Source organism: Formosa sp. Hel1_31_208, from assembly GCF_900104785.1.
Classification (GTDB): domain Bacteria; phylum Bacteroidota; class Bacteroidia; order Flavobacteriales; family Flavobacteriaceae; genus Psychroserpens.
In genome coordinates this window covers 98,668-117,119 of the sequence record NZ_LT629733.1, presented here as the reverse complement: position 1 = coordinate 117,119, position 18,452 = coordinate 98,668, and the positions used below count along the sequence as shown (strand labels likewise).

The 18,452-nt window shown below is 35.0% G+C and carries 20 protein-coding genes; 16 read left to right on the top strand and 4 right to left on the bottom strand.

Annotation, left to right across the window (positions count from 1 at the left end; genetic code table 11):
* The first annotated feature begins 2 nt into the window (after positions 1–2).
* Both BLT57_RS00515 and BLT57_RS00510 read left to right on the top strand, forming a co-directional pair.
* On the top strand, positions 3–854 hold the full coding sequence (locus tag BLT57_RS00515; protein WP_091420774.1) for a prephenate dehydrogenase: 852 nt from the start codon (positions 3–5) through the stop codon (positions 852–854).
* Between the two features lie 9 nt (positions 855–863).
* The gene (locus BLT57_RS00510) at positions 864–1,946 is read left to right on the top strand and encodes a bifunctional 3-deoxy-7-phosphoheptulonate synthase/chorismate mutase type II (protein WP_091420768.1); all 1,083 of its coding nucleotides are present in this window, start codon (positions 864–866) and stop codon (positions 1,944–1,946) included.
* A gap of 51 nt (positions 1,947–1,997) precedes the next feature.
* Here BLT57_RS00510 and BLT57_RS00505 read toward each other — a convergent pair whose 3' ends face one another.
* Positions 1,998–2,453, bottom strand: coding sequence for a hypothetical protein (locus BLT57_RS00505; protein WP_091420766.1), 456 nt, complete (start codon positions 2,451–2,453; stop codon positions 1,998–2,000).
* A gap of 81 nt (positions 2,454–2,534) precedes the next feature.
* Here BLT57_RS00505 and rsgA point away from each other — a divergent pair, with 81 nt between their 5' ends.
* The 7 genes from rsgA to rlmN all read left to right on the top strand — a co-directional run bounded on the left by rsgA (position 2,535) and on the right by rlmN (position 8,410).
* The gene (gene rsgA, locus BLT57_RS00500; RefSeq protein ID WP_091420763.1) at positions 2,535–3,485 is read left to right on the top strand and encodes a ribosome small subunit-dependent GTPase A; all 951 of its coding nucleotides are present in this window, start codon (positions 2,535–2,537) and stop codon (positions 3,483–3,485) included.
* A 1-nt stretch (position 3,486) separates the two neighbouring features.
* On the top strand, positions 3,487–3,939 hold the full coding sequence (gene dtd, locus BLT57_RS00495; protein WP_091420761.1) for a D-aminoacyl-tRNA deacylase: 453 nt from the start codon (positions 3,487–3,489) through the stop codon (positions 3,937–3,939).
* Positions 3,939–4,463, top strand: a complete 525-nt coding sequence (locus tag BLT57_RS00490) for a metal-dependent hydrolase (RefSeq protein WP_091420759.1) — start codon at positions 3,939–3,941, stop codon at positions 4,461–4,463. Before dtd ends, BLT57_RS00490 begins: the two co-directional genes overlap by 1 nt.
* Positions 4,453–4,779: a nucleotide pyrophosphohydrolase gene (locus BLT57_RS00485; RefSeq protein ID WP_091420755.1), complete on the top strand. Its 327-nt coding sequence runs from the start codon at positions 4,453–4,455 to the stop codon at positions 4,777–4,779. The genes BLT57_RS00490 and BLT57_RS00485 overlap by 11 nt, the downstream gene beginning before the upstream one ends.
* Before the next feature lie 29 nt (positions 4,780–4,808).
* Complete coding sequence (locus BLT57_RS00480) at positions 4,809–6,035, top strand: 3-phosphoshikimate 1-carboxyvinyltransferase (RefSeq protein WP_091420754.1); 1,227 nt, start codon at positions 4,809–4,811, stop codon at positions 6,033–6,035.
* Positions 6,036–6,192: 157 nt separating this feature from the next.
* On the top strand, positions 6,193–7,242 hold the full coding sequence (queA, locus tag BLT57_RS00475; protein ID WP_091420751.1) for a tRNA preQ1(34) S-adenosylmethionine ribosyltransferase-isomerase QueA: 1,050 nt from the start codon (positions 6,193–6,195) through the stop codon (positions 7,240–7,242).
* Between the two features lie 127 nt (positions 7,243–7,369).
* Positions 7,370–8,410 carry a 23S rRNA (adenine(2503)-C(2))-methyltransferase RlmN gene (gene rlmN / locus BLT57_RS00470; RefSeq protein ID WP_091420750.1) on the top strand — a complete coding sequence of 347 codons (1,041 nt, stop codon included), beginning with the start codon at positions 7,370–7,372 and terminating at the stop codon, positions 8,408–8,410.
* 49 nt (positions 8,411–8,459) lie between these two features.
* On the opposite strand, the gene BLT57_RS00465 is transcribed toward rlmN, so the two are convergent.
* Complete coding sequence (locus BLT57_RS00465; RefSeq protein ID WP_091420747.1) at positions 8,460–9,674, bottom strand: T9SS type A sorting domain-containing protein; 1,215 nt, start codon at positions 9,672–9,674, stop codon at positions 8,460–8,462.
* Between the two features lie 157 nt (positions 9,675–9,831).
* Between BLT57_RS00465 and BLT57_RS00460 the strand changes: the two genes are divergently transcribed.
* The 5 genes from BLT57_RS00460 (at position 9,832) to dnaG (ending at position 15,477) form a co-directional block, all read left to right on the top strand.
* Positions 9,832–10,809 (top strand): polyprenyl synthetase family protein, encoded by a 978-nt coding sequence (locus BLT57_RS00460; RefSeq protein ID WP_091420745.1) that lies wholly within the window; start codon positions 9,832–9,834, stop codon positions 10,807–10,809.
* A gap of 106 nt (positions 10,810–10,915) precedes the next feature.
* A complete protein-coding gene (locus BLT57_RS00455) occupies positions 10,916–11,482 on the top strand; it encodes an RNA polymerase sigma factor (protein WP_091420740.1) in 567 nt (188 codons plus the stop codon).
* Positions 11,469–12,287, top strand: coding sequence for a hypothetical protein (locus tag BLT57_RS00450; protein ID WP_091420737.1), 819 nt, complete (start codon positions 11,469–11,471; stop codon positions 12,285–12,287). The genes BLT57_RS00455 and BLT57_RS00450 overlap by 14 nt, the downstream gene beginning before the upstream one ends.
* 29 nt (positions 12,288–12,316) lie before the next feature.
* Positions 12,317–13,417: a hypothetical protein gene (locus tag BLT57_RS00445; RefSeq protein WP_091420735.1), complete on the top strand. Its 1,101-nt coding sequence runs from the start codon at positions 12,317–12,319 to the stop codon at positions 13,415–13,417.
* A 101-nt stretch (positions 13,418–13,518) separates the two neighbouring features.
* Positions 13,519–15,477 carry a DNA primase gene (gene dnaG, locus BLT57_RS00440; protein ID WP_091420733.1) on the top strand — a complete coding sequence of 653 codons (1,959 nt, stop codon included), beginning with the start codon at positions 13,519–13,521 and terminating at the stop codon, positions 15,475–15,477.
* 5 nt (positions 15,478–15,482) lie between these two features.
* On the opposite strand, the gene BLT57_RS00435 is transcribed toward dnaG, so the two are convergent.
* A complete protein-coding gene (locus tag BLT57_RS00435; RefSeq protein WP_091420729.1) occupies positions 15,483–16,112 on the bottom strand; it encodes a response regulator transcription factor in 630 nt (209 codons plus the stop codon).
* A gap of 147 nt (positions 16,113–16,259) precedes the next feature.
* Positions 16,260–17,048, bottom strand: a complete 789-nt coding sequence (nadE, locus tag BLT57_RS00430; RefSeq protein WP_091420725.1) for an NAD(+) synthase — start codon at positions 17,046–17,048, stop codon at positions 16,260–16,262.
* A gap of 105 nt (positions 17,049–17,153) precedes the next feature.
* Here nadE and gldB point away from each other — a divergent pair, with 105 nt between their 5' ends.
* Positions 17,154–18,113, top strand: a complete 960-nt coding sequence (gene gldB, locus BLT57_RS00425) for a gliding motility lipoprotein GldB (RefSeq protein ID WP_091420722.1) — start codon at positions 17,154–17,156, stop codon at positions 18,111–18,113.
* Entirely contained in the window at positions 18,113–18,448 is a 336-nt protein-coding gene (gene gldC, locus BLT57_RS00420; protein ID WP_091420719.1) for a gliding motility protein GldC, read from the top strand. The genes gldB and gldC overlap by 1 nt, the downstream gene beginning before the upstream one ends.
* Positions 18,449–18,452: the final 4 nt, after the last annotated feature.

Sequence of the window (18,452 nt, the reverse complement as noted above, 5' to 3'; positions counted from 1 at the left end):
ATATGAACAAGATATATGTTATAGGTGTTGGATTAATTGGCGGAAGTCTAGCATTAGATATCAAGGCAACTAATAAAGAAGCTCAGATTTTTGGAATAGATACCAAAGAACATCATCTAGATGAAGCCTTAGAACTTCATATTATTGATAAGAAAGCGACTTATGAGGATTTAAAAGATGCCGATTTGGTTGTGCTTTCTATTCCTGTAGATAAAGCTGTAATAGAATTACCAAAAGTGTTGGATGCTATTTCAGATTCGACCTTGGTGATTGATGCAGGTTCGACTAAATTACCGATTTGTAATGCAGTTGTAAATCATGAACGACGACGTAATTTTTTGGCGATGCACCCAATTGCTGGAACTGAATTTTCTGGACCGAAAGCGGCTATCCATGGACTATTTCAGAAGAAAACAAATATCATTTGCGAAGTAGAAAAAACAACATTTAAACTTCAGGAGAAAGCTTTAGAGTTATTTTCAGACTTAGGAATGCGTATTCGCTATATGAATCCTGAAGCACACGATAAACACATTGCCTATGTATCGCATTTATCACATATCAGTTCATTTATGTTGGGAAAAACGGTTATCGAAAAAGAGAAAAACGAACGTGATATTTTTGATATGGCGGGCTCTGGTTTTGAGAGTACAGTGCGTTTGGCAAAGAGTTCTCCAGAAATGTGGACTCCTATTTTTAAACAAAATCGCAATAATGTTGTAGAAACATTAGACGAATATATTAACAATTTAAAACAATTCAAAGCCTTTATGGAATCTGATAATTTTGATGAAATCTATAAGGAAATGAAAAACACAAATCGAATTAAAGATATTTTAAAAGGAATTGCTTAAGAGAATATTATGGAGAATAAGAGAGAAATGAGAACATGGTTAGATGATTTAGGATTAAATCATCCATTAGTAATTGCAGGACCATGCAGCGCAGAAACTGAAGATCAAGTATTAAAAATAGCGCATGAGCTTAAAGATACCGATGTCAATTATTATAGAGCTGGCATATGGAAACCACGAACACGTCCAGGGAATTTTGAAGGTGTAGGTGCATTAGGTTTAAAATGGTTGCAAAAAGTAAAATCAGAAACTGGTTTGAAAACGGCCACAGAAGTGGCTAATAGAAATCATGTTGAATTGGCCTTAGAACACGATATCGATTTATTATGGATTGGCGCACGTTCAACAGTAAGCCCTTTTATAGTTCAAGAAATTGCAGATGCTCTGAAGGGCACAGATAAAATTGTTTTGGTTAAAAATCCGGTAAATCCAGATTTGCCATTGTGGTTAGGTGCTATCGAGCGTTTAGCATCTTCAAATATCAAAAATCTTGGTGTGATTCATAGAGGGTTTTCAACTTATGAAAAATCCAAATACCGTAACAATCCAGAATGGCAAATAGCCATTGAACTGCAAACGAAGTTTCCCGACTTACCATTAATTAATGACCCATCTCATATTACAGGAAAAAGAGATATGATTTTTGATGTCTCTCAAACCGCTTTAGATCTTAATTTTGACGGATTAATGATTGAAACACATACAGATCCTGATAATGCATGGAGTGATGCTGCTCAACAAGTTACACCAAAGACCTTAGTCCAAATAATGGAAGATCTTAAAATTAGAAAAGAATCAGACCCTGAAGCCGCTTATAATACTGAGCTTAATAATTTAAGAGCTCAGATAGATGTGGTAGATAATCAAATTATTGAACTGTTAGGAAAGCGTATGAAAGTAGCTGATGGAATCGGTGAGCTTAAAAAACAAAAGAACGTAGCCGTTTTACAAAGCAAACGTTGGAATGAGATTTTAGGTAAAATGGTCTTGGAAGGTGATGAAAAGGGGTTAAGCGAAGAATTTATCTTACGAATGTTCAAGGCGATTCACCAAGAATCAATTAATCATCAAGAAAAAATTATAAACCACTAAATAAAATAAAGCCTCGATTGTTCGAGGCTTTTTACGGTGTTATAATGAGTGTTATTCTTTGTTTCGTTTAAATATAAAACGTGTGATAAAAATACCGTTACCATCTCCTTTACCCGCACTCTCAACAGCACTGGTGACAAAAGCCAATTCCCAGCCTTCTTCAATCATTGTATTTACTTTTGAAGTCAAAACAGCATCGTTAGCTGCAATATTCTGAAAACGGATACCACCTAAGTTGTAAAAGTTTAATAATTTTGTTTCTTCAAAGTTCTTAACTCTAATTTCACTTCTATCCGCTTTATTTCTCTTGTCTTCTTTTTTGTCATCAGAACGCAGCGAAGTATATTCTTTATAATCTCGATCTTCGGTTGCTGATACAATTCTTGATCGACCTAAACCATTAGGGACAATAGATTCTACACTCGTAATAATTTTGTATTCCACTTGGGCAAATGCGTCTGTAAATGACACAAAAATTAGGGTAATTAATAGTACTATTTTTTTCATGTTGTATATTATATAAAAAATTTGATCTAAGATACGGCTAATTCTTAAAATGAAAAACCTTAATTTGCAACTGCATAAATTATGACTGGAACCGTTTATAAATCTACAGGAAGTTGGTACACCGTAAAAACAAATTTAGGGGCTACCTATCAATGCAGAATTAAAGGGAAATTTCGACTAAAGGACATTAAAAGCACCAATCCAATTGCTGTTGGTGATCGTGTTGATTTTGAACTAGAAACCAATAACGATGATGTGACAGGAGTTATTCATAAAATTCATGATCGCGTAAATTATATTGTGCGTAAGTCGGTTAATTTATCCAAACAAACACATATCATTGCGTCTAATATAGATCAAGTATTTCTGCTAGTTACAATTGACAATCCGCCAACATTCACGAGTTTTATTGATCGCTTTTTAGTGACTGCCGAAGCGTATTCAGTTAAAACAATTTTACTGTTTAATAAAATTGACACCTATGATGAGGAAACCCTAGACGAGGTGCGCTATTTAGCACATGTCTATCGCAAGATCGGGTATGACTGCATAGGTATTTCTGCGGAAACTGGAAAAAATGTAGACAAGGTGAAAGCCCTGATGATAGGGAAAGTAAGTATGTTTGCAGGTCACTCGGGCGTTGGAAAATCGACCTTGGTTAATGCCATTGAACCTAATCTTGATTTGAAAACTAAAGCCATATCAATGCAGCATAGTCAAGGACAACATACCACAACATTTGCCGAAATGTTCGACCTCAGTTTTGATGCTAAAATTATTGATACACCAGGGATAAAAGGTTTTGGTATTGTAGATATGGATAAAGAAGAAGTTGGGGATTACTTCCCAGAATTTTTCGAACTCAAACAAGATTGTAAATTTAATAATTGTCTTCATGTTGAGGAGCCAAAATGTGCCGTTAAAGCTGCCTTAGATAAGGATGAAATTTCCTATTCGAGATACCGAAGCTATCTGCAAATTTTAGAGGGCGAAGACGAACATTACCGAACCGATAATTGGGAAGAGCAATAATATGAAAGCAGTCATTCAACGTGTATCTCAAGCTTCAGTAACTATTAAAGGACAAAAAGTAGCTGAGATTAAAACGGGATTACTAATCCTTCTCGGAATAATAAATGCAGATTCACAAAACGATATTCAATGGTTGTCTAATAAGATTGCCAATCTTCGCATCTTTCCCGATGAAAATGGAGTCATGAATACCTCACTTCTGCAATCTCAAGGCGATGTCATTGTTGTGAGTCAGTTTACCCTTCATGCAAGTACAAAAAAGGGCAATAGACCAAGCTATATATTAGCGGCGAAGCCAGATATTGCCATTCCATTGTATGAGGCGTTTATCGCCCAGTTGGAAATCGACATAAACAAAAAAGTACAAACTGGACAATTTGGAGCCGACATGAAAGTTGAGTTGCTCAATGACGGGCCTGTAACAATCATCATTGATACTAAGGATAAAACCTAATGGCATCTCTCTTTGGTCACGCATTGGTTGCATACACCACAACTGAGCTCATAGATTCGAAGACTAATAAGCTGTTGGTTTTTCTGGCTATTAGTTCTGCTATATTTCCCGATTTAGATGTGTTGGCTTTTAAATTTGGCATTCCTTATCTTCATCCATTAGGCCATCGCGGGTTTACACATTCTATACTATTTGCGTTTATTTGGAGTGGATTGCTGGCTTTTTTCTTCGGAAAGACTAGAAAAACGATTTTTGTGATCGTCTTATTCTTATCTACAGTATCTCATGGTATTTTAGATGCAATGACCACAGGAGGGCGAGGCGTTGGTTTTTTTATTCCATTTGAGAACTCTAAATATTTCTTTCCGTTTAGAATGATAAAAGTCTCGCCTATTGGTGTGGAAAAATTCTTTTCAGAATGGGGAATTAATGTCCTCGTTAGTGAGTTTAAATATATTGCGATGCCTTGTTTTATTATTTTAATAACTTTGTTCTTAATTAGAAACAAGAATAATGAATATTAAAAACGCACAATCAGAAGTAGACAAGTGGATAAAAGAACATGGGGTTCGCTACTTTAATGAGCTTACCAATATGGCGCAACTTACAGAAGAAGTTGGAGAAGTGGCTCGAATCATTGCTAGACGCTATGGAGAACAGAGTGAAAAGGATAGTGATAAAGATAAAGATCTTGGTGAGGAGCTAGCCGATGTAGTTTTTGTAGTTTTGTGCTTGGCAAATCAAACAGGAATAGATTTACAGAGTGCTTTCGATTTGAAAATGGACAAAAAAACCAAACGCGATCACGATAGGCATCACAACAACGATAAGTTAAAATAAACCATTCCTGCTTAAGCAGGAATTTTTTTATGACAATAAAACTCCATAAATCAGAAGTTAAAAAACAATCTAACCTCACAATCACAGGTTCTAAAAGTGAATCAAATCGATTGTTATTGCTACAGGCACTCTATCCCGAGTTAAAAATTAACAATGTGTCTAATTCAGATGATAGTGAAGTGATGTCAAAAGGACTCGTGTCTACTGCTGACGTCATAGATATTGATCACGCAGGAACAGCAATGCGTTTTCTTACTGCCTATTTTGCATGTCAAGTAGGACGAGAGGTCATCCTTACAGGTTCTGATCGTATGAAAGAACGACCTATAGAAATTTTAGTAACTGCTTTAAATAACTTAGGGGCAGATGTGAGTTATCTAGAGCAACATGGCTGCCCGCCACTTAAAATAAAAGGTAAAAAACTAATCAATAACAAAGTCACATTGCATGCCAATGTGAGTAGTCAGTATATTTCTGCATTACTATTGATAGCTTCTCGTTTAGAAAACGGATTAGAACTCACATTAGAAGGCGAGATTACCTCAGTATCTTATATTAAAATGACCTTGAGTTTATTAAATCAGGTAGGTATCTCATCAGTCTTTAAAGGTCAAGTTATAACAGTTAAGCCTCAGTTAAAAAATATACTATCTAAGACCTTAACGGTAGAGTCTGATTGGTCCTCGGCATCCTATTTCTTTAGTGTCATTGCACTGAGTCCTATAGATACTCAAATTGCACTTTCATTTTATAAACCCAATTCTTTACAAGGGGATGCTGTATTAACAGGGATTTACAAGGAATTTGGAGTGTCAACATCTTTCAATGGTAATATCATGACCTTGAAAAAGACACATGAAATTACCAAACAAGCCTTGAGCTTTGAGCTTAACAGTGCGCCGGACATAGCACAAACCATTGCGGTTACTTGTTTTGGCTTAGGTCTTGAATGTTACCTTTCAGGGTTGCATACACTTAAAATTAAAGAGACCGATAGATTAGTTGCACTTAAAATTGAATTAGAGAAACTAGGGGCTCAGGTTGATATTACGGATAAATCTCTAAAACTTCATAGGTCTTCAAAGATAAAAACTGGGATTTCCATTTCTACATATAACGATCACAGAATGGCTATGGCTTTTGCGCCATTAGCATTAAAAACAACATTAAATATTGATGACCATGAGGTTGTGTCTAAGTCCTATCCTGCGTTTTGGAATGATTTGGAAACCATAGGATTTAGAATTTCGAAATAAATAAGGCGTTTTACTTGACAACGCCTATCTCGAGATTGTATATTTGCAACTTCTAAAAACAGTAGAAATAAAAAGAACCAAGAAAATTAAGGCCATACTTAAGGCAATTACCCTTGGTGAAATTTATCTGAAAATTAAAATACATAAAAACTAAAAGATGAAATTATCACACTTTAATTTTGACCTTCCTGAGGAATTATTAGCAGAACGTCCTTCCGATATTCGAGATGAGTCTAGATTAATGGTTCTGGATCGAAAAAATCAAACCATCGAACACAAATTATTCAAAGATATTATTGATTATTTCGATGAAGGTGACGTGATGATTTTAAATAATACCAAAGTGTTTCCAGCACGTTTGTACGGAAACAAAGAGAAAACAGGAGCGAGAATTGAAGTGTTCTTGTTAAGAGAGTTAAATGAAGAGCAACGTCTTTGGGATGTTTTAGTAGATCCAGCGCGTAAAATTAGAATTGGTAATAAATTATACTTTGGTGACGATGAAACGTTAGTTGCTGAAGTTATTGATAACACGACCTCTAGAGGACGTACTTTGAGATTCTTATATGATGGGTCTTACAGCGAGTTTAGAAGAAAATTGACCGAACTTGGCGAAACACCTTTGCCAAAATACATCAAGAGAGATGTAGAACCTGAAGATGAAGAGCGTTACCAAACAATATTCGCTAAAAATGAAGGTGCTGTTGCAGCACCAACCGCTGGTTTGCACTTTTCAAAACATTTATTAAAACGTCTTGAAATTAAAGGTGTAGAATTACCAGAAGTAACACTCCATGTAGGTCTAGGGACGTTTAATCCAGTAGAAGTAGAAGATCTGTCTAAACACAAAATGGATAGTGAGGAGATCTTTATTACTAAAGAGGCAACGGAAATTATAAATAAAGGAATTCAAGATAAAAAACGTGTCTGTGCCATTGGAACAACAGCCATGCGTACTGTTGAGAGTTCAGTGTCGTCTAGCGGATTATTGAATGAATATTCTGGATGGACCAATAAGTTTATTTTTCCACCTTATGAATTCAGCATTGCCAACAGTATGATTACTAATTTTCATACGCCAAAATCAACTTTATTGATGATGGTATCTGCATTTGCTGGTCATGATTTTATGAAAAGAGCCTATGAGGAAGCGGTTAAAGAAAAATATCGTTTCTACACCTATGGTGATGCAATGTTGATTATTTAATTACACATATAGTTTATAATCAAAGCCTTATGTCATCGTAAGGCTTTTTTTATGCTTCGGAAATTATAACGACTAGCTCAAATCATCAACTAAAATCAAAAATGGTTTGTTTATTTTTGCATAATCTATGGACACTAAAAAGAAAGACGTACGAGCATTAACAAAAGAGCAGTTAAGAGAGTTCTTTGTTAAAGAGGGAGATAAAGCTTTCCGAGGCAATCAGGTCTACGAATGGCTTTGGAGTAAAGGTGCCCACTCTTTTGATGATATGACGAATATCTCAATAGAAACGCGTCAAAAGCTTCAAGACAACTTTGTGATTAACCACATCAAAGTTGACCAAATGCAACGTAGTTCTGATGGTACAGTTAAAAATGCAGTACGCCTTCATGATGGTTTAGTTGTAGAGTCTGTCTTAATACCAACAAAAACACGAACAACAGCCTGTGTGTCTAGTCAGGTAGGTTGTAGTTTAGATTGTAGATTTTGTGCTACATCACGATTAAAACGCATGCGTAATCTAAATCCAGATGAAATTTTTGATCAGGTGGTAGCCATCGATAATGAAAGTCGTTTATACTTTGATAGACCTTTAAGCAATATTGTATTTATGGGTATGGGAGAACCACTTATGAATTATAATAATGTGCTTAAAGCCATTGATAAGATTACCTCCCCTGAAGGCCTAGGGATGTCGCCAAAGCGTATCGTGGTTTCGACATCAGGAGTGCCTAAAATGATTAAGAAGATGGCCGATGATGACGTTAAGTTTAAATTAGCTGTTTCGTTACATTCAGCAATAAATGAAGTTCGTACATCAATAATGCCTTTTAATGCGACATTTCCGTTAGAAGATTTGAGAGAAGCATTAGAATATTGGTATGCCAAAACTAAAGACCGAATCACTTATGAGTATGTGGTTTGGGAAGGCATCAATGATACTGAAAAGGATGTAGAGGCACTCATTGCTTTTTGCAAATTTGCACCCAGTAAAGTCAATTTAATTGAATACAACCCTATTGATGATGGCGAATTTCAACAAGCAAGTTCTAAGGCAATAGACATGTATGTGGCTATGCTCGAAGCAAATCATATTACCGTAACCGTCAGACGTTCTCGTGGTAAAGATATTGATGCCGCATGTGGTCAACTCGCAAATAAAAGTTAATAAAAAAAGCGGCCAATTGGTCGCTTTTTCTAAATAAACAATACTTTATTTAATTCTTTAGAATTTTAATCGTTTTACTTTGGCCTTGTATGGACACGTTAGCCAAATAAATACCGTCTTTCAATGTCTTCATTTCCACGGTTTCTTCCGTTTGGGATAAAGATTTGTTAATGACTTCTTGACCAAGAATATTGTAAATAACAATAGCATCAAACGCTAGGTTAGACGATTGTAAACTCAATAAGTCATTTGTTTTATTATAAGCATGTGTAAATACATTAGAATTGAATTCCTCTACACTAAGTGTCGCTTCTAATTCTGTATCAAATAGCAAAATGAACCCGCTTGAAGCAGGGCCAAAAGAATGGTATGCGATGTGCCAGTCTCCATCAGTGGGCGGAATGACCGTATTAATTTCCTGATAAGCCATGGTTTCTAACGTTGCAAAATCTCCCATTGGTGCAATATTCGTTTGAGAAAATAGTGGTAATTGTATAGTGGCAGCTGATGACGCTGAATTCACTAAAAATGCTTCTAAACTTCCATTTCCTGAAAAGGTATTAAAAATAGACGTTACGGTGTAATCTGTTCCGCCAGTTAGGTCTAGTGCTGGAGAAAATAGCCAGTCATCTTTAGCACCTGCTGTTGAATTACCATTAGTTGCAAATGTTTCAGGGATTAAGTCGCCATCTAAATCTAAATCTTGTTGTGAAATCCATGAAATGGTGTCACCATCTAAATCTTCAGTTATGTAGCAGACAGAAAACGCATTTCCATCATCATATGTTTCTGCAAATGGTAAGGTGTAATTACAAGAGACACTGGTTTCTGTTATAACAAAATCAAAGGCAGCATCAGACCATTGATTGTCCCATGCGATATAAAAAGTCTCACCAATTGTCACAGGAAAGGTCACATCTGAAAGGAAGTTAGTTCCGTCTACATCATCAGAACCAGCCACACAAGTGAGGGCTACACAAGTTCCAGAATAGACATGTAATCGTGTGTCACCTCCAATATTTGCTGGGATGTCGGTAGTAACATTAACAACACCATCTACAGTGGCAGTAAACACATACCATTCTCCAAATTCTCTTGGGTCTAGACCGGCATTTTCCGCACAATCTGGGTTTGGTAAGGCGCCATCATAACCACTCACAGTGGTTGTACCAGCAGTTACTGGTAATGCGCTAGCACAATCATTTTGAGCTTGACCAAAATGAAATGCGATTAAGCATAAAAATAATAAAGTAATTTTTTTCATAAAGTATGGATTTTGAATTAATTAGCTATTAAATATACAAAAATTATAAAACAGCTTTTTTTAAGTCTTAAATTTTATCTAATTATTTTTAGTTATTCAGTTCTATAGCGACTTAATTAGTAATTTTGTAAAAACCACAAAAGAATTCCCGCGATAATTGAAGATTACTGAACAAATAAAACAACCGATTGCCTATGAAATGGAGCTTTTTGAACAAAAGTTCTTGCTCTCCATGTCTAGTAAAGTTGCGTTATTAAATCGAATTACCCATTACATTGTCAACCGAAAAGGGAAGCAAATGCGACCTATGTTTGTGTTTTTAGTGGCAAAGATGGTTGATAACGGACAAGTAAGCGAGCGCACTTATAGAGGAGCCTCGGTTATAGAACTAATACATACTGCGACTCTAGTGCATGATGACGTGGTAGATGATAGTAACCGCAGACGCGGGTTTTTCTCAATAAATGCTCTTTGGAAGAATAAAATAGCAGTGCTTATTGGAGATTATCTATTATCAAAAGGTTTGCTATTGTCAATTGATAATAATGATTTTGATCTTCTAAAAATAATTTCTGTCGCTGTGCGTGAAATGAGTGAAGGAGAGTTGTTACAAATTGAAAAAGCACGTCAATTAGATATTACAGAAAAAATTTATTTTGAAATCATTAGGCAAAAAACAGCAACCCTTATTGCTGCTTGTTGCAGTTTGGGTGCGGCATCGGTAAAACCTAATTCTCCCGATGTTGAATCTATGCGAAAATTTGGTGAATTAATTGGGATGGCCTTTCAAATCAAAGATGATTTGTTTGATTATGGTCAAGAGGCTATCGGTAAACCGACAGGCATCGATATCAAAGAACAAAAAATGACGCTTCCGCTTATATACGTCCTCAATAATTGTTCTAAAAAAGACAAGTCCTGGTTAATCAATTCTGTGAAAAACCACAATAAAGACAAAAAGCGCGTCAAGGAAGTTATCACTTTTGTTAAAGCAAATGATGGTCTCGATTATGCCGTTTCTAAAATGAAGCAATTTCAGGAAGAAGCGCTTCAAATTTTAAATCACTATCCCGAGTCTGAGTATAAAATAGCCTTAGAATTAATGGTGAATTACGTTATAGACAGAAAAAAATAACATGTATTTAACTGGTAATCAAGCATTATAATTTTTTTTCTATACTTAGGCAACCTTTTTCACGATTTTTGCGTCTTTATAAATAGAAGACCAAACGAAAGTTATTTTGAAAGTCATTCAACTACATCAGAAGAATAATACAGCGCTTATTAAAAAAGCAGCAAAAGGAAAACGTGATGCTCAGCATATGTTGTTTGAAATTCATGCGCCAAAAATGTTGAGTGTTTGTCGCTACTATATCAAAGACATACAACATGCCGAGTCTGTGATGTTAACTGGGTTTTTTAAAGCCTTTACTCATATGAAAACTTTTAAAAATGAAGGGAGTTTTGAAGGTTGGTTAAGACGAATTATGGTTAGAGAATCTATTTCGTTTTTGAGACAGCAAAAACATGTAGAATTTTCTGTTGAAGATGAAGTTGTCCATCAGGAGCAATACAATAATGTAGAGTCTCAAATTGAAGTTGCTCAAATTCAACAAATCATTGATGAGCTTCCAGAAGGTTATAAAATGGTATTTGTCATGTATGCGATAGAAGGCTACAAGCACAGTGAAATTGGAGAGTTATTGAACATTTCAGAAGGCACTTCCAAATCACAATTGTTTAAAGCACGACAAATGCTTCAGAAAAAAATTAAGGACATAAACACAACAAGTTATGGCACCAATTAAGTTTGACGAGAACATTAAAGATAAGTTAGAAAAGCGAATACTAGAACCATCTAGTGATGCTTGGAATTCCTTAGCTGAGAGACTGAACACTCATGACAAAAAGAACAATAAAGGCCTGTATTTATATATCGGAATAGCCGCTAGTATCATTGGTGTATTGTTTGTCTCGACCTTATTTTTCAATACTTCGGAAGATGCAACGCTATTGCCAAAAGTCGTCGATACTGAAATTAAGAATGCTACTAAAAATAAAGAAAGTATAGAACTGGAAGCATCCAAACAAACTGAAATGGCGAATTCAAACGACGATGCTCTTCAGGATGTGAAAGCGGAAAAGATAGAAACGACGAAAAACCTAATAATACAAAAGACGGAAGTGCAAGTAACTGCTATTTCCGAAGGAAGGAACGTTGAAAATGCTAATCAAAAGGAACTCATTAATACAAGTGCGTCAGAACAATCTGTTGCGATGGTGAATGAACGTGCAATCAAAAAACAAGAATTGCCTGTTAATAAACTAACCTTAGATGAAGCCAAGGTAGTTGAGGTGGTGAACCAAATAAAAGATTTAGAAACCAAAAATGGAACCGTTACCGATGCCGAAATTGAAAACCTTTTAAAACAGGCAGAAAAAGATATAGTCAGACAACAGATATATAATGAAACAACTCGAACGGTAGACGCTAATGCATTACTTCAAGACGTTGAAGATGATCTCGAACAATCGTTTAGAACTAGAGTATTTGAAACTTTAAAATCAAGTTATAAAACGGTAAAAACTGCTGTAGCCGAGCGTAACAATTAATTAATATTCATCATTAAAAAACAAACATTATGAACACTATTACAAAGTATGTAGTGCTGCTTACCTTTTGTTTTATAACAACCAGCGTAACGGCACAAGAAAAACAAAAAGATTCTATTATTGAAACTTCAAATGCATTTAAACAAATGCAGATTAATACCTTAATAGAAACAAAAAAGAATATTGAAACTCAAGAACGAGAATACTTAAAGGCAGAAGTAGAAGCCATTAATAAGAGATTAAATGATGGTAAAATTACTGCTGATGAAGCTGAGCAATTAAAAAAAGAAGCTGCAAAAAAAAGAGCTGCAAATATAGAAGACCGATTAGCTATCATTGATAAAAGAATAGAATTAATAAAGAGAAATCCATATAAAGAAGATTTAGACAGTGGTAATGTCTCTTATATTGGTTTTGTGACAGATAGCGAAAATGGAGGTAGAATAGGCTTGTCAATTAACACAGGGAATAAAACACCTCCTAAGTATGATATTCGAACAAGTAATAAGCTTCTTTTTGCTATTGGAATTAATAATACTCTCATTGATGGTCAAAGTTTGGACGATTCACCATACAAAATCGGTGGTTCTGGATTTGTGGAGTTAGGTTGGGTTTGGAGTACACGCTTATTGAAAGATTCTAACTTTTTTCGATTGAATTATGGATTTTCATTTCAATGGAATAAACTCAATATTAAGGATAATCTCTACTTTGTTCAAGATGGGAATGCAACTACATTACAAGAATTCCCTTTAGAATTAAACAAGTCTCAATTTAGAGTTACTAATCTGGTATTTCCAATGCACCTTGAGTTTGGTCCGTCAAGAAAGAGAGAATATGATAACAGAATTAGATATACCACAGATAATCAATTTAAGGTTGGAATAGGAGCTTATGGTGGCTTCAGAGTTGGAACACAGCAAAAATTAAAATACAAAGTAGATGGCGATCGTGTCAAAGACAAGATTAGACGTAACTATAATGTTTCAAATTTTGTTTATGGTCTAAGTGCCTACGTTGGTTTTGGAGACCTAGCACTCTATGCTAAATATGATCTCAATCCACTTTTTAAAGATCAAACGGTTGAGCAAAATAATATTTCATTAGGATTCCGACTCGATTTGGATTAGTCTAATCAATCAATCCATAAAAAGCTCCATGTATATTCGTCATGGAGCTTTTTTGTTTTCTAATAATAGCCTAAATTTACAGTTCTCTAATAATTTAGAAATTGATATCAAAATCCACCATAGAACAAGTATTTGAAACCGCTCGAGTTGAGGAGGTGATAGGCGATTTTGTGCAATTGAAAAAAGCAGGAAGTAACTTTAAAGGCTTGAGTCCGTTTAGTGATGAACGTTCACCAAGTTTTATGGTGTCTCCCGTTAAGCAAATTTGGAAAGATTTTTCTAGCGGAAAAGGTGGAAATGCCGTGACCTTTTTAATGGAACACGAACATTTCACATATCCTGAAGCGATAAAATACTTAGCTAAAAAATACAATATTGAAATAGAAGAGACAGAACAAACTGACGAACAGAAACAAGAAGCTAATGAACGTGAGAGTTTGTATCTCGTCAATGAATTTGCTAAAGATTATTTTGAACGAGTAATGTTTAAAACCGATCAAGGGCAAGCCATTGGTTTGAGCTATTTTAAAGAACGGGGCTTTACCAACGACACCATTAAACAATTCAATTTAGGATATTGTCTTGACGAATGGCAAGGCTTTACAGATGAAGCTCTTAAAAAAGGTTATCTCATAGATTATCTCGATAAAACTGGGCTCACCATAGTAAAACCAGATAAGAAGTTTGACCGATTTAAGGGTCGTGTGATGTTTCCAATACATAGTATGAGTGGTCGTATACTCGGGTTTGGAGGTCGAATTTTAACTGCCGATAAAAAAGCGGCTAAATATTTAAACTCACCAGAAAGTGAAGTCTACCATAAAAGTAAAATACTTTACGGAATTTATCATGCTAAACAACATATAGCAAAAGAAGACAATTGTTATTTGGTGGAAGGTTATACCGATGTCATTCAATTTTATCAAACTGGAATCAAGAATGTCGTTGCATCTTCAGGAACGGCGCTTACCCCTGAGCAGATTAGACTCGTAAACCGTTTGACCAATAACATAACGGTGCTTTTTGATGGTGATGCTGCTGGAATTAGAGCCTCACTTCGCGGTATTGACCTCATTCTAGAACAAGGAATGAATGTCAAAGTGTGTGGTTTTCCGCAAGGAGAAGACCCAGACAGTTTTGCAAAACAAAATACGTTAGAAGAACTTCAAACCTATCTAAAAGGTAACGCTCAGGATTTTATTCAGTTCAAAGCCTCTTTATTAATTAAAGAAGCGAATAACGATCCAATAAAAAAAGCAGAAACCATAAGAGATATTGTTAATAGCATTGCTAAAATTCCAGATCAAATTAAAAAAGAGATCTATATTCAAGAGTGTTCACGAATCATGGATATAAGTGAAGATGTCTTATTTAGTACGCTTGCTCAAATTGATAAAAAAGAGTTACAAGAAGCGAACAAAAATTACAAGTCACAACAAAAAGCGTTTGATGTTGTTAAACCTGAAATTAAAGCACCAAAAGTAGATTTGCAATACGAATTGGAACGTAAGATTATTGAGATTTTATTACTCTATGGAACCGAGACCGAAGACTTTGAAGATTTAGTCTTAAAGGAAACGGAAGATGGTGAATTAGACCTTGAGCCTGTTATTCATAGTGCGAAAGTCTTTGAGAAAATTTACCTGGATTTACAAGAAGATGAAATGCAGTTTTCAAACCCGAATTTTAAGACCCTATACTATACCATTATTGATACGTTGCATCAGGATCCTGAATTTTCAACTAAAAATTTTGTGAACAAACTCGACCAACAGTTAGCGAGCGATGTTACCACGATATTGATGAATGATGAGCGCTATAGATTACATGATTGGGAACGAAATAATATTATTCCGAAGGAAAAAAAGCACACAGTTTCGCAGCTAGTAACACAAACCATTTTGACCTTAAGATGTTATTTGATTGATAAAAAAGTATCAGAGTATCAAAATGATACCTTGAGAGAAAACGCAAATTCACGAAGCATTCTAGAGGATATAAAAGACTACGTTGGTTTAAAAATGTTACTCTCAAGAAAACTGGGGAAGGTTGTAGGTTGAGAGAATTATGTAATGTCTAACTGCTTTCCTTGGTTGACTAAATCAATAAGATTTGTAACATTTAACTTTTTAAACAATCTAGCTTTGTAGGTGCTTACTGTTTTTTCATTAATATCCAGTTCTTGAGCAATTTCTTTGTTCTTTTTTCCAGAGGATAACAATTTTAATACTTCAACTTCACGAGTTGATAAGCGTTTGTAAATTCTGCTTTTAGATTGTTTGGTGTCATTGTAATTGAGGTGTTTAGACATTTTATCACTTAAGTGAATTTCACCCTGATAAGCTTTTTTAATAGCTTTAATGATAACTTCAATAGATTCGGACTTTGAAACATATCCAGATGCACCAGCTTTTATAGTGCTAATAGCATAAATTTCTTCAGGATGATAACTAAACATTACAATATTGATGTGGCCATGTTCTTTTTTTATGGCTCTTAGTGCTGTAATTCCATTCAACTCTGGAAGTTCTATTTCTGAAACAATAACATCAACATCGTGCCGTCTCACAAATTCAAATATATCAACACCGTTACTAACGGTGCCTATAACTTGAATTTCATCATGATTTTCAAACAAAAGTTTAAATCCAGTAGTTACGATAGGATGATTGTCAACGACGAGTACCTTGATCATAATATATTAATTAATTAGTTAGTTAGTTGGTTATTTGGTATTAGGTGCCAGAACTTAAAAAAATAAATTCAAGAATGTGGAGATTTGCCTTATAAAATTACTAAAAAAATCAATATAAACCTTAATTTAAGGCAATAAAGACAAGGATTACTTTAAATTTTTAGGAATTTCACAAATTGGAATCGGAATCATTTTGTGAGTATTTGAGCGATTGTATCTCATAAAGATTTGAAACACTTGCTTTTGGCGTCCTTCAAAATCATCTTCTGTTTGTCCTTGATCTTTCATTTCCATGGCCCATTCTAATTCGGGATAAGAAGCACCAATTTGATCTTCATCACTACGCGCATCGCCAAAAAGCCCATCACTAGGTGCTGCTTTCATAATGGATTCGGGTACTTCAAGGTATTCACCAATCTTATAGACTTCAGACTTTAGAAGATCGGCAATCGGGCTCAAATCGACTCCGCCATCACCATATTTTGTGTAAAAACCAACACCGAAATCTTCAACTTTATTCCCAGTACCAGCTACTAGCATTCCAAGTAGACCCGCGTGATAGTATAGGGCAGTCATTCTTAATCTAGCTCTCGTATTAGCCAAAGCCATATCAACAGTAGTTTGTGTGCCATCAAGTGAGACTTCGGTTTTAAACTCTTCAAAAACAGGTGTCAAATCTACTCGAGTAGCTCTTACATTAGAATAACGTGATTTCAAATGAGTAATATGTTCTTGCGCTCTGCTTACATGACTAGCGGCTTGATGAATTGGCATTTCAATGCATAAAACTTCTAATCCTGTTTTGGCGCAAAGTGATGAGGTAACTGCAGAGTCTATTCCGCCAGAAATTCCAATAACAAATCCATTGACACGAGCATTCATGGCATAGTTCTTTAGCCAATTTACAATATGGTCTACAACTTTTTCTGTTTGCATTTTAATGAGATTTTTTGCAAAGAATAAGTACCTTTGCGTAACAAAAATAATGTAATAGCGTTAGTTATAAAAATTTACTCTAATTAAGTTTTTGTAAAGTCACATATGAAACAATTTACCATATTAAGTCTATTATTAGTCACATTCTTGAGTTGCAAAAGTGATGACGCCTTGGAGGCTAAAATTTCAAAAATTGAAACTAGTTTTATCGTTGAACGTTTTGATCGTGCATTTGCATCTGCAAAACCAAACGAATTATCAAGTTTGAAATCGGGCTTCCCGTTTTTGTTTTCTAAAAACATTCCCGATTCCATTTGGATAGAACGAATGAGAGATTCTTTTCAGTTAGCATTACACGACGCAACAAATACCAAGTTCGGTGATTTCAAAACGGTAACTACAGACATTCAACGGTTATTTCAACATTTGAAATATTATGATAAAAGTTTTCGTGAGCCTCGAGTAATTACATTGACCAATTTTGTAAAATACAGAACTAAAATTGCCGTTACGGATACAATTGTTCTAGTCGCCATAGATAATTATTTAGGGAGTGATCATGAATTCTACAATAATATTCCACAATATCTGGCCGAAAACATGAGGCCCTCTCAAATAGTTGTTGATCTGGCAAAGGCATATAGCGAAAAGCAAATTTTTCAAACTGAGAAAAAGACCTTGTTAGACGAAATGATATTTTTTGGAAAGCAATTGTATTTTAAAGATAAAATGATTCCTTTTAAAACGGACGCTGAAAAAATAGGTTATACAGAACAGCAACTAGAATTTGCAATAGCTAACGAAGATATGATATGGACACATTTTGTAGAAAATGAAATGTTATTCGATTCAGATAGTAGTTTGCCCGCACGATTTATTGCAGATGCACCATTCTCGAAATTTTATTTAGAGATTGATAATGAAACTCCAGGACGCCTAGGTCAGTTTTTGGGCTGGCAAATTGTGAGAGCTTATATGAGAAATAATAAGGTGTCTCTCAAAGAAATGTTGCAAACTGAAGCAGCGGAAATATTTAATAAATCAAATTATAAACCACCTAAATAATGGGAAAGAATCATACATCAACTATTGAACTTAAAGTGCAATTAGACGAAAATAAAGTTCCAGAACAATTGCATTGGACCGCCGAAGATGGAGGGATTACAAATGAAGAGGCGAAAGCAATGATGCTAGCAGTTTGGGATTCGAATGCAAAAGAAACCTTGCGTATTGACCTTTGGACCAAAGATATGCCTGTTGATGAAATGAAGCAATTTTTTCATCAAACGCTAGTTGAAATGAGCAATACATTCTATAGAGCAACGCAAGATGAAAAAATGACCGCAACTATGAAAGATTTTTGTGATTATTTTGCTGAAAAGTTAGAGCTTAAAAAGTAGTCGA

Coding starts and splice junctions, on each gene's coding strand:
- BLT57_RS00515 (WP_091420774.1), top strand. CDS start 3: ATGAACAAGATATATGTTATAGGTGTTGGATTAATTGGCGGAAGTCTA.
- BLT57_RS00510 (WP_091420768.1), top strand. CDS start 864: ATGGAGAATAAGAGAGAAATGAGAACATGGTTAGATGATTTAGGATTA.
- BLT57_RS00505 (WP_091420766.1), bottom strand. CDS start 2,453: ATGAAAAAAATAGTACTATTAATTACCCTAATTTTTGTGTCATTTACA.
- rsgA (WP_091420763.1), top strand. CDS start 2,535: ATGACTGGAACCGTTTATAAATCTACAGGAAGTTGGTACACCGTAAAA.
- dtd (WP_091420761.1), top strand. CDS start 3,487: ATGAAAGCAGTCATTCAACGTGTATCTCAAGCTTCAGTAACTATTAAA.
- BLT57_RS00490 (WP_091420759.1), top strand. CDS start 3,939: ATGGCATCTCTCTTTGGTCACGCATTGGTTGCATACACCACAACTGAG.
- BLT57_RS00485 (WP_091420755.1), top strand. CDS start 4,453: ATGAATATTAAAAACGCACAATCAGAAGTAGACAAGTGGATAAAAGAA.
- BLT57_RS00480 (WP_091420754.1), top strand. CDS start 4,809: ATGACAATAAAACTCCATAAATCAGAAGTTAAAAAACAATCTAACCTC.
- queA (WP_091420751.1), top strand. CDS start 6,193: ATGAAATTATCACACTTTAATTTTGACCTTCCTGAGGAATTATTAGCA.
- rlmN (WP_091420750.1), top strand. CDS start 7,370: ATGGACACTAAAAAGAAAGACGTACGAGCATTAACAAAAGAGCAGTTA.
- BLT57_RS00465 (WP_091420747.1), bottom strand. CDS start 9,674: ATGAAAAAAATTACTTTATTATTTTTATGCTTAATCGCATTTCATTTT.
- BLT57_RS00450 (WP_091420737.1), top strand. CDS start 11,469: ATGGCACCAATTAAGTTTGACGAGAACATTAAAGATAAGTTAGAAAAG.
- BLT57_RS00445 (WP_091420735.1), top strand. CDS start 12,317: ATGAACACTATTACAAAGTATGTAGTGCTGCTTACCTTTTGTTTTATA.
- BLT57_RS00435 (WP_091420729.1), bottom strand. CDS start 16,112: ATGATCAAGGTACTCGTCGTTGACAATCATCCTATCGTAACTACTGGA.
- nadE (WP_091420725.1), bottom strand. CDS start 17,048: ATGCAAACAGAAAAAGTTGTAGACCATATTGTAAATTGGCTAAAGAAC.
- gldB (WP_091420722.1), top strand. CDS start 17,154: ATGAAACAATTTACCATATTAAGTCTATTATTAGTCACATTCTTGAGT.
- gldC (WP_091420719.1), top strand. CDS start 18,113: ATGGGAAAGAATCATACATCAACTATTGAACTTAAAGTGCAATTAGAC.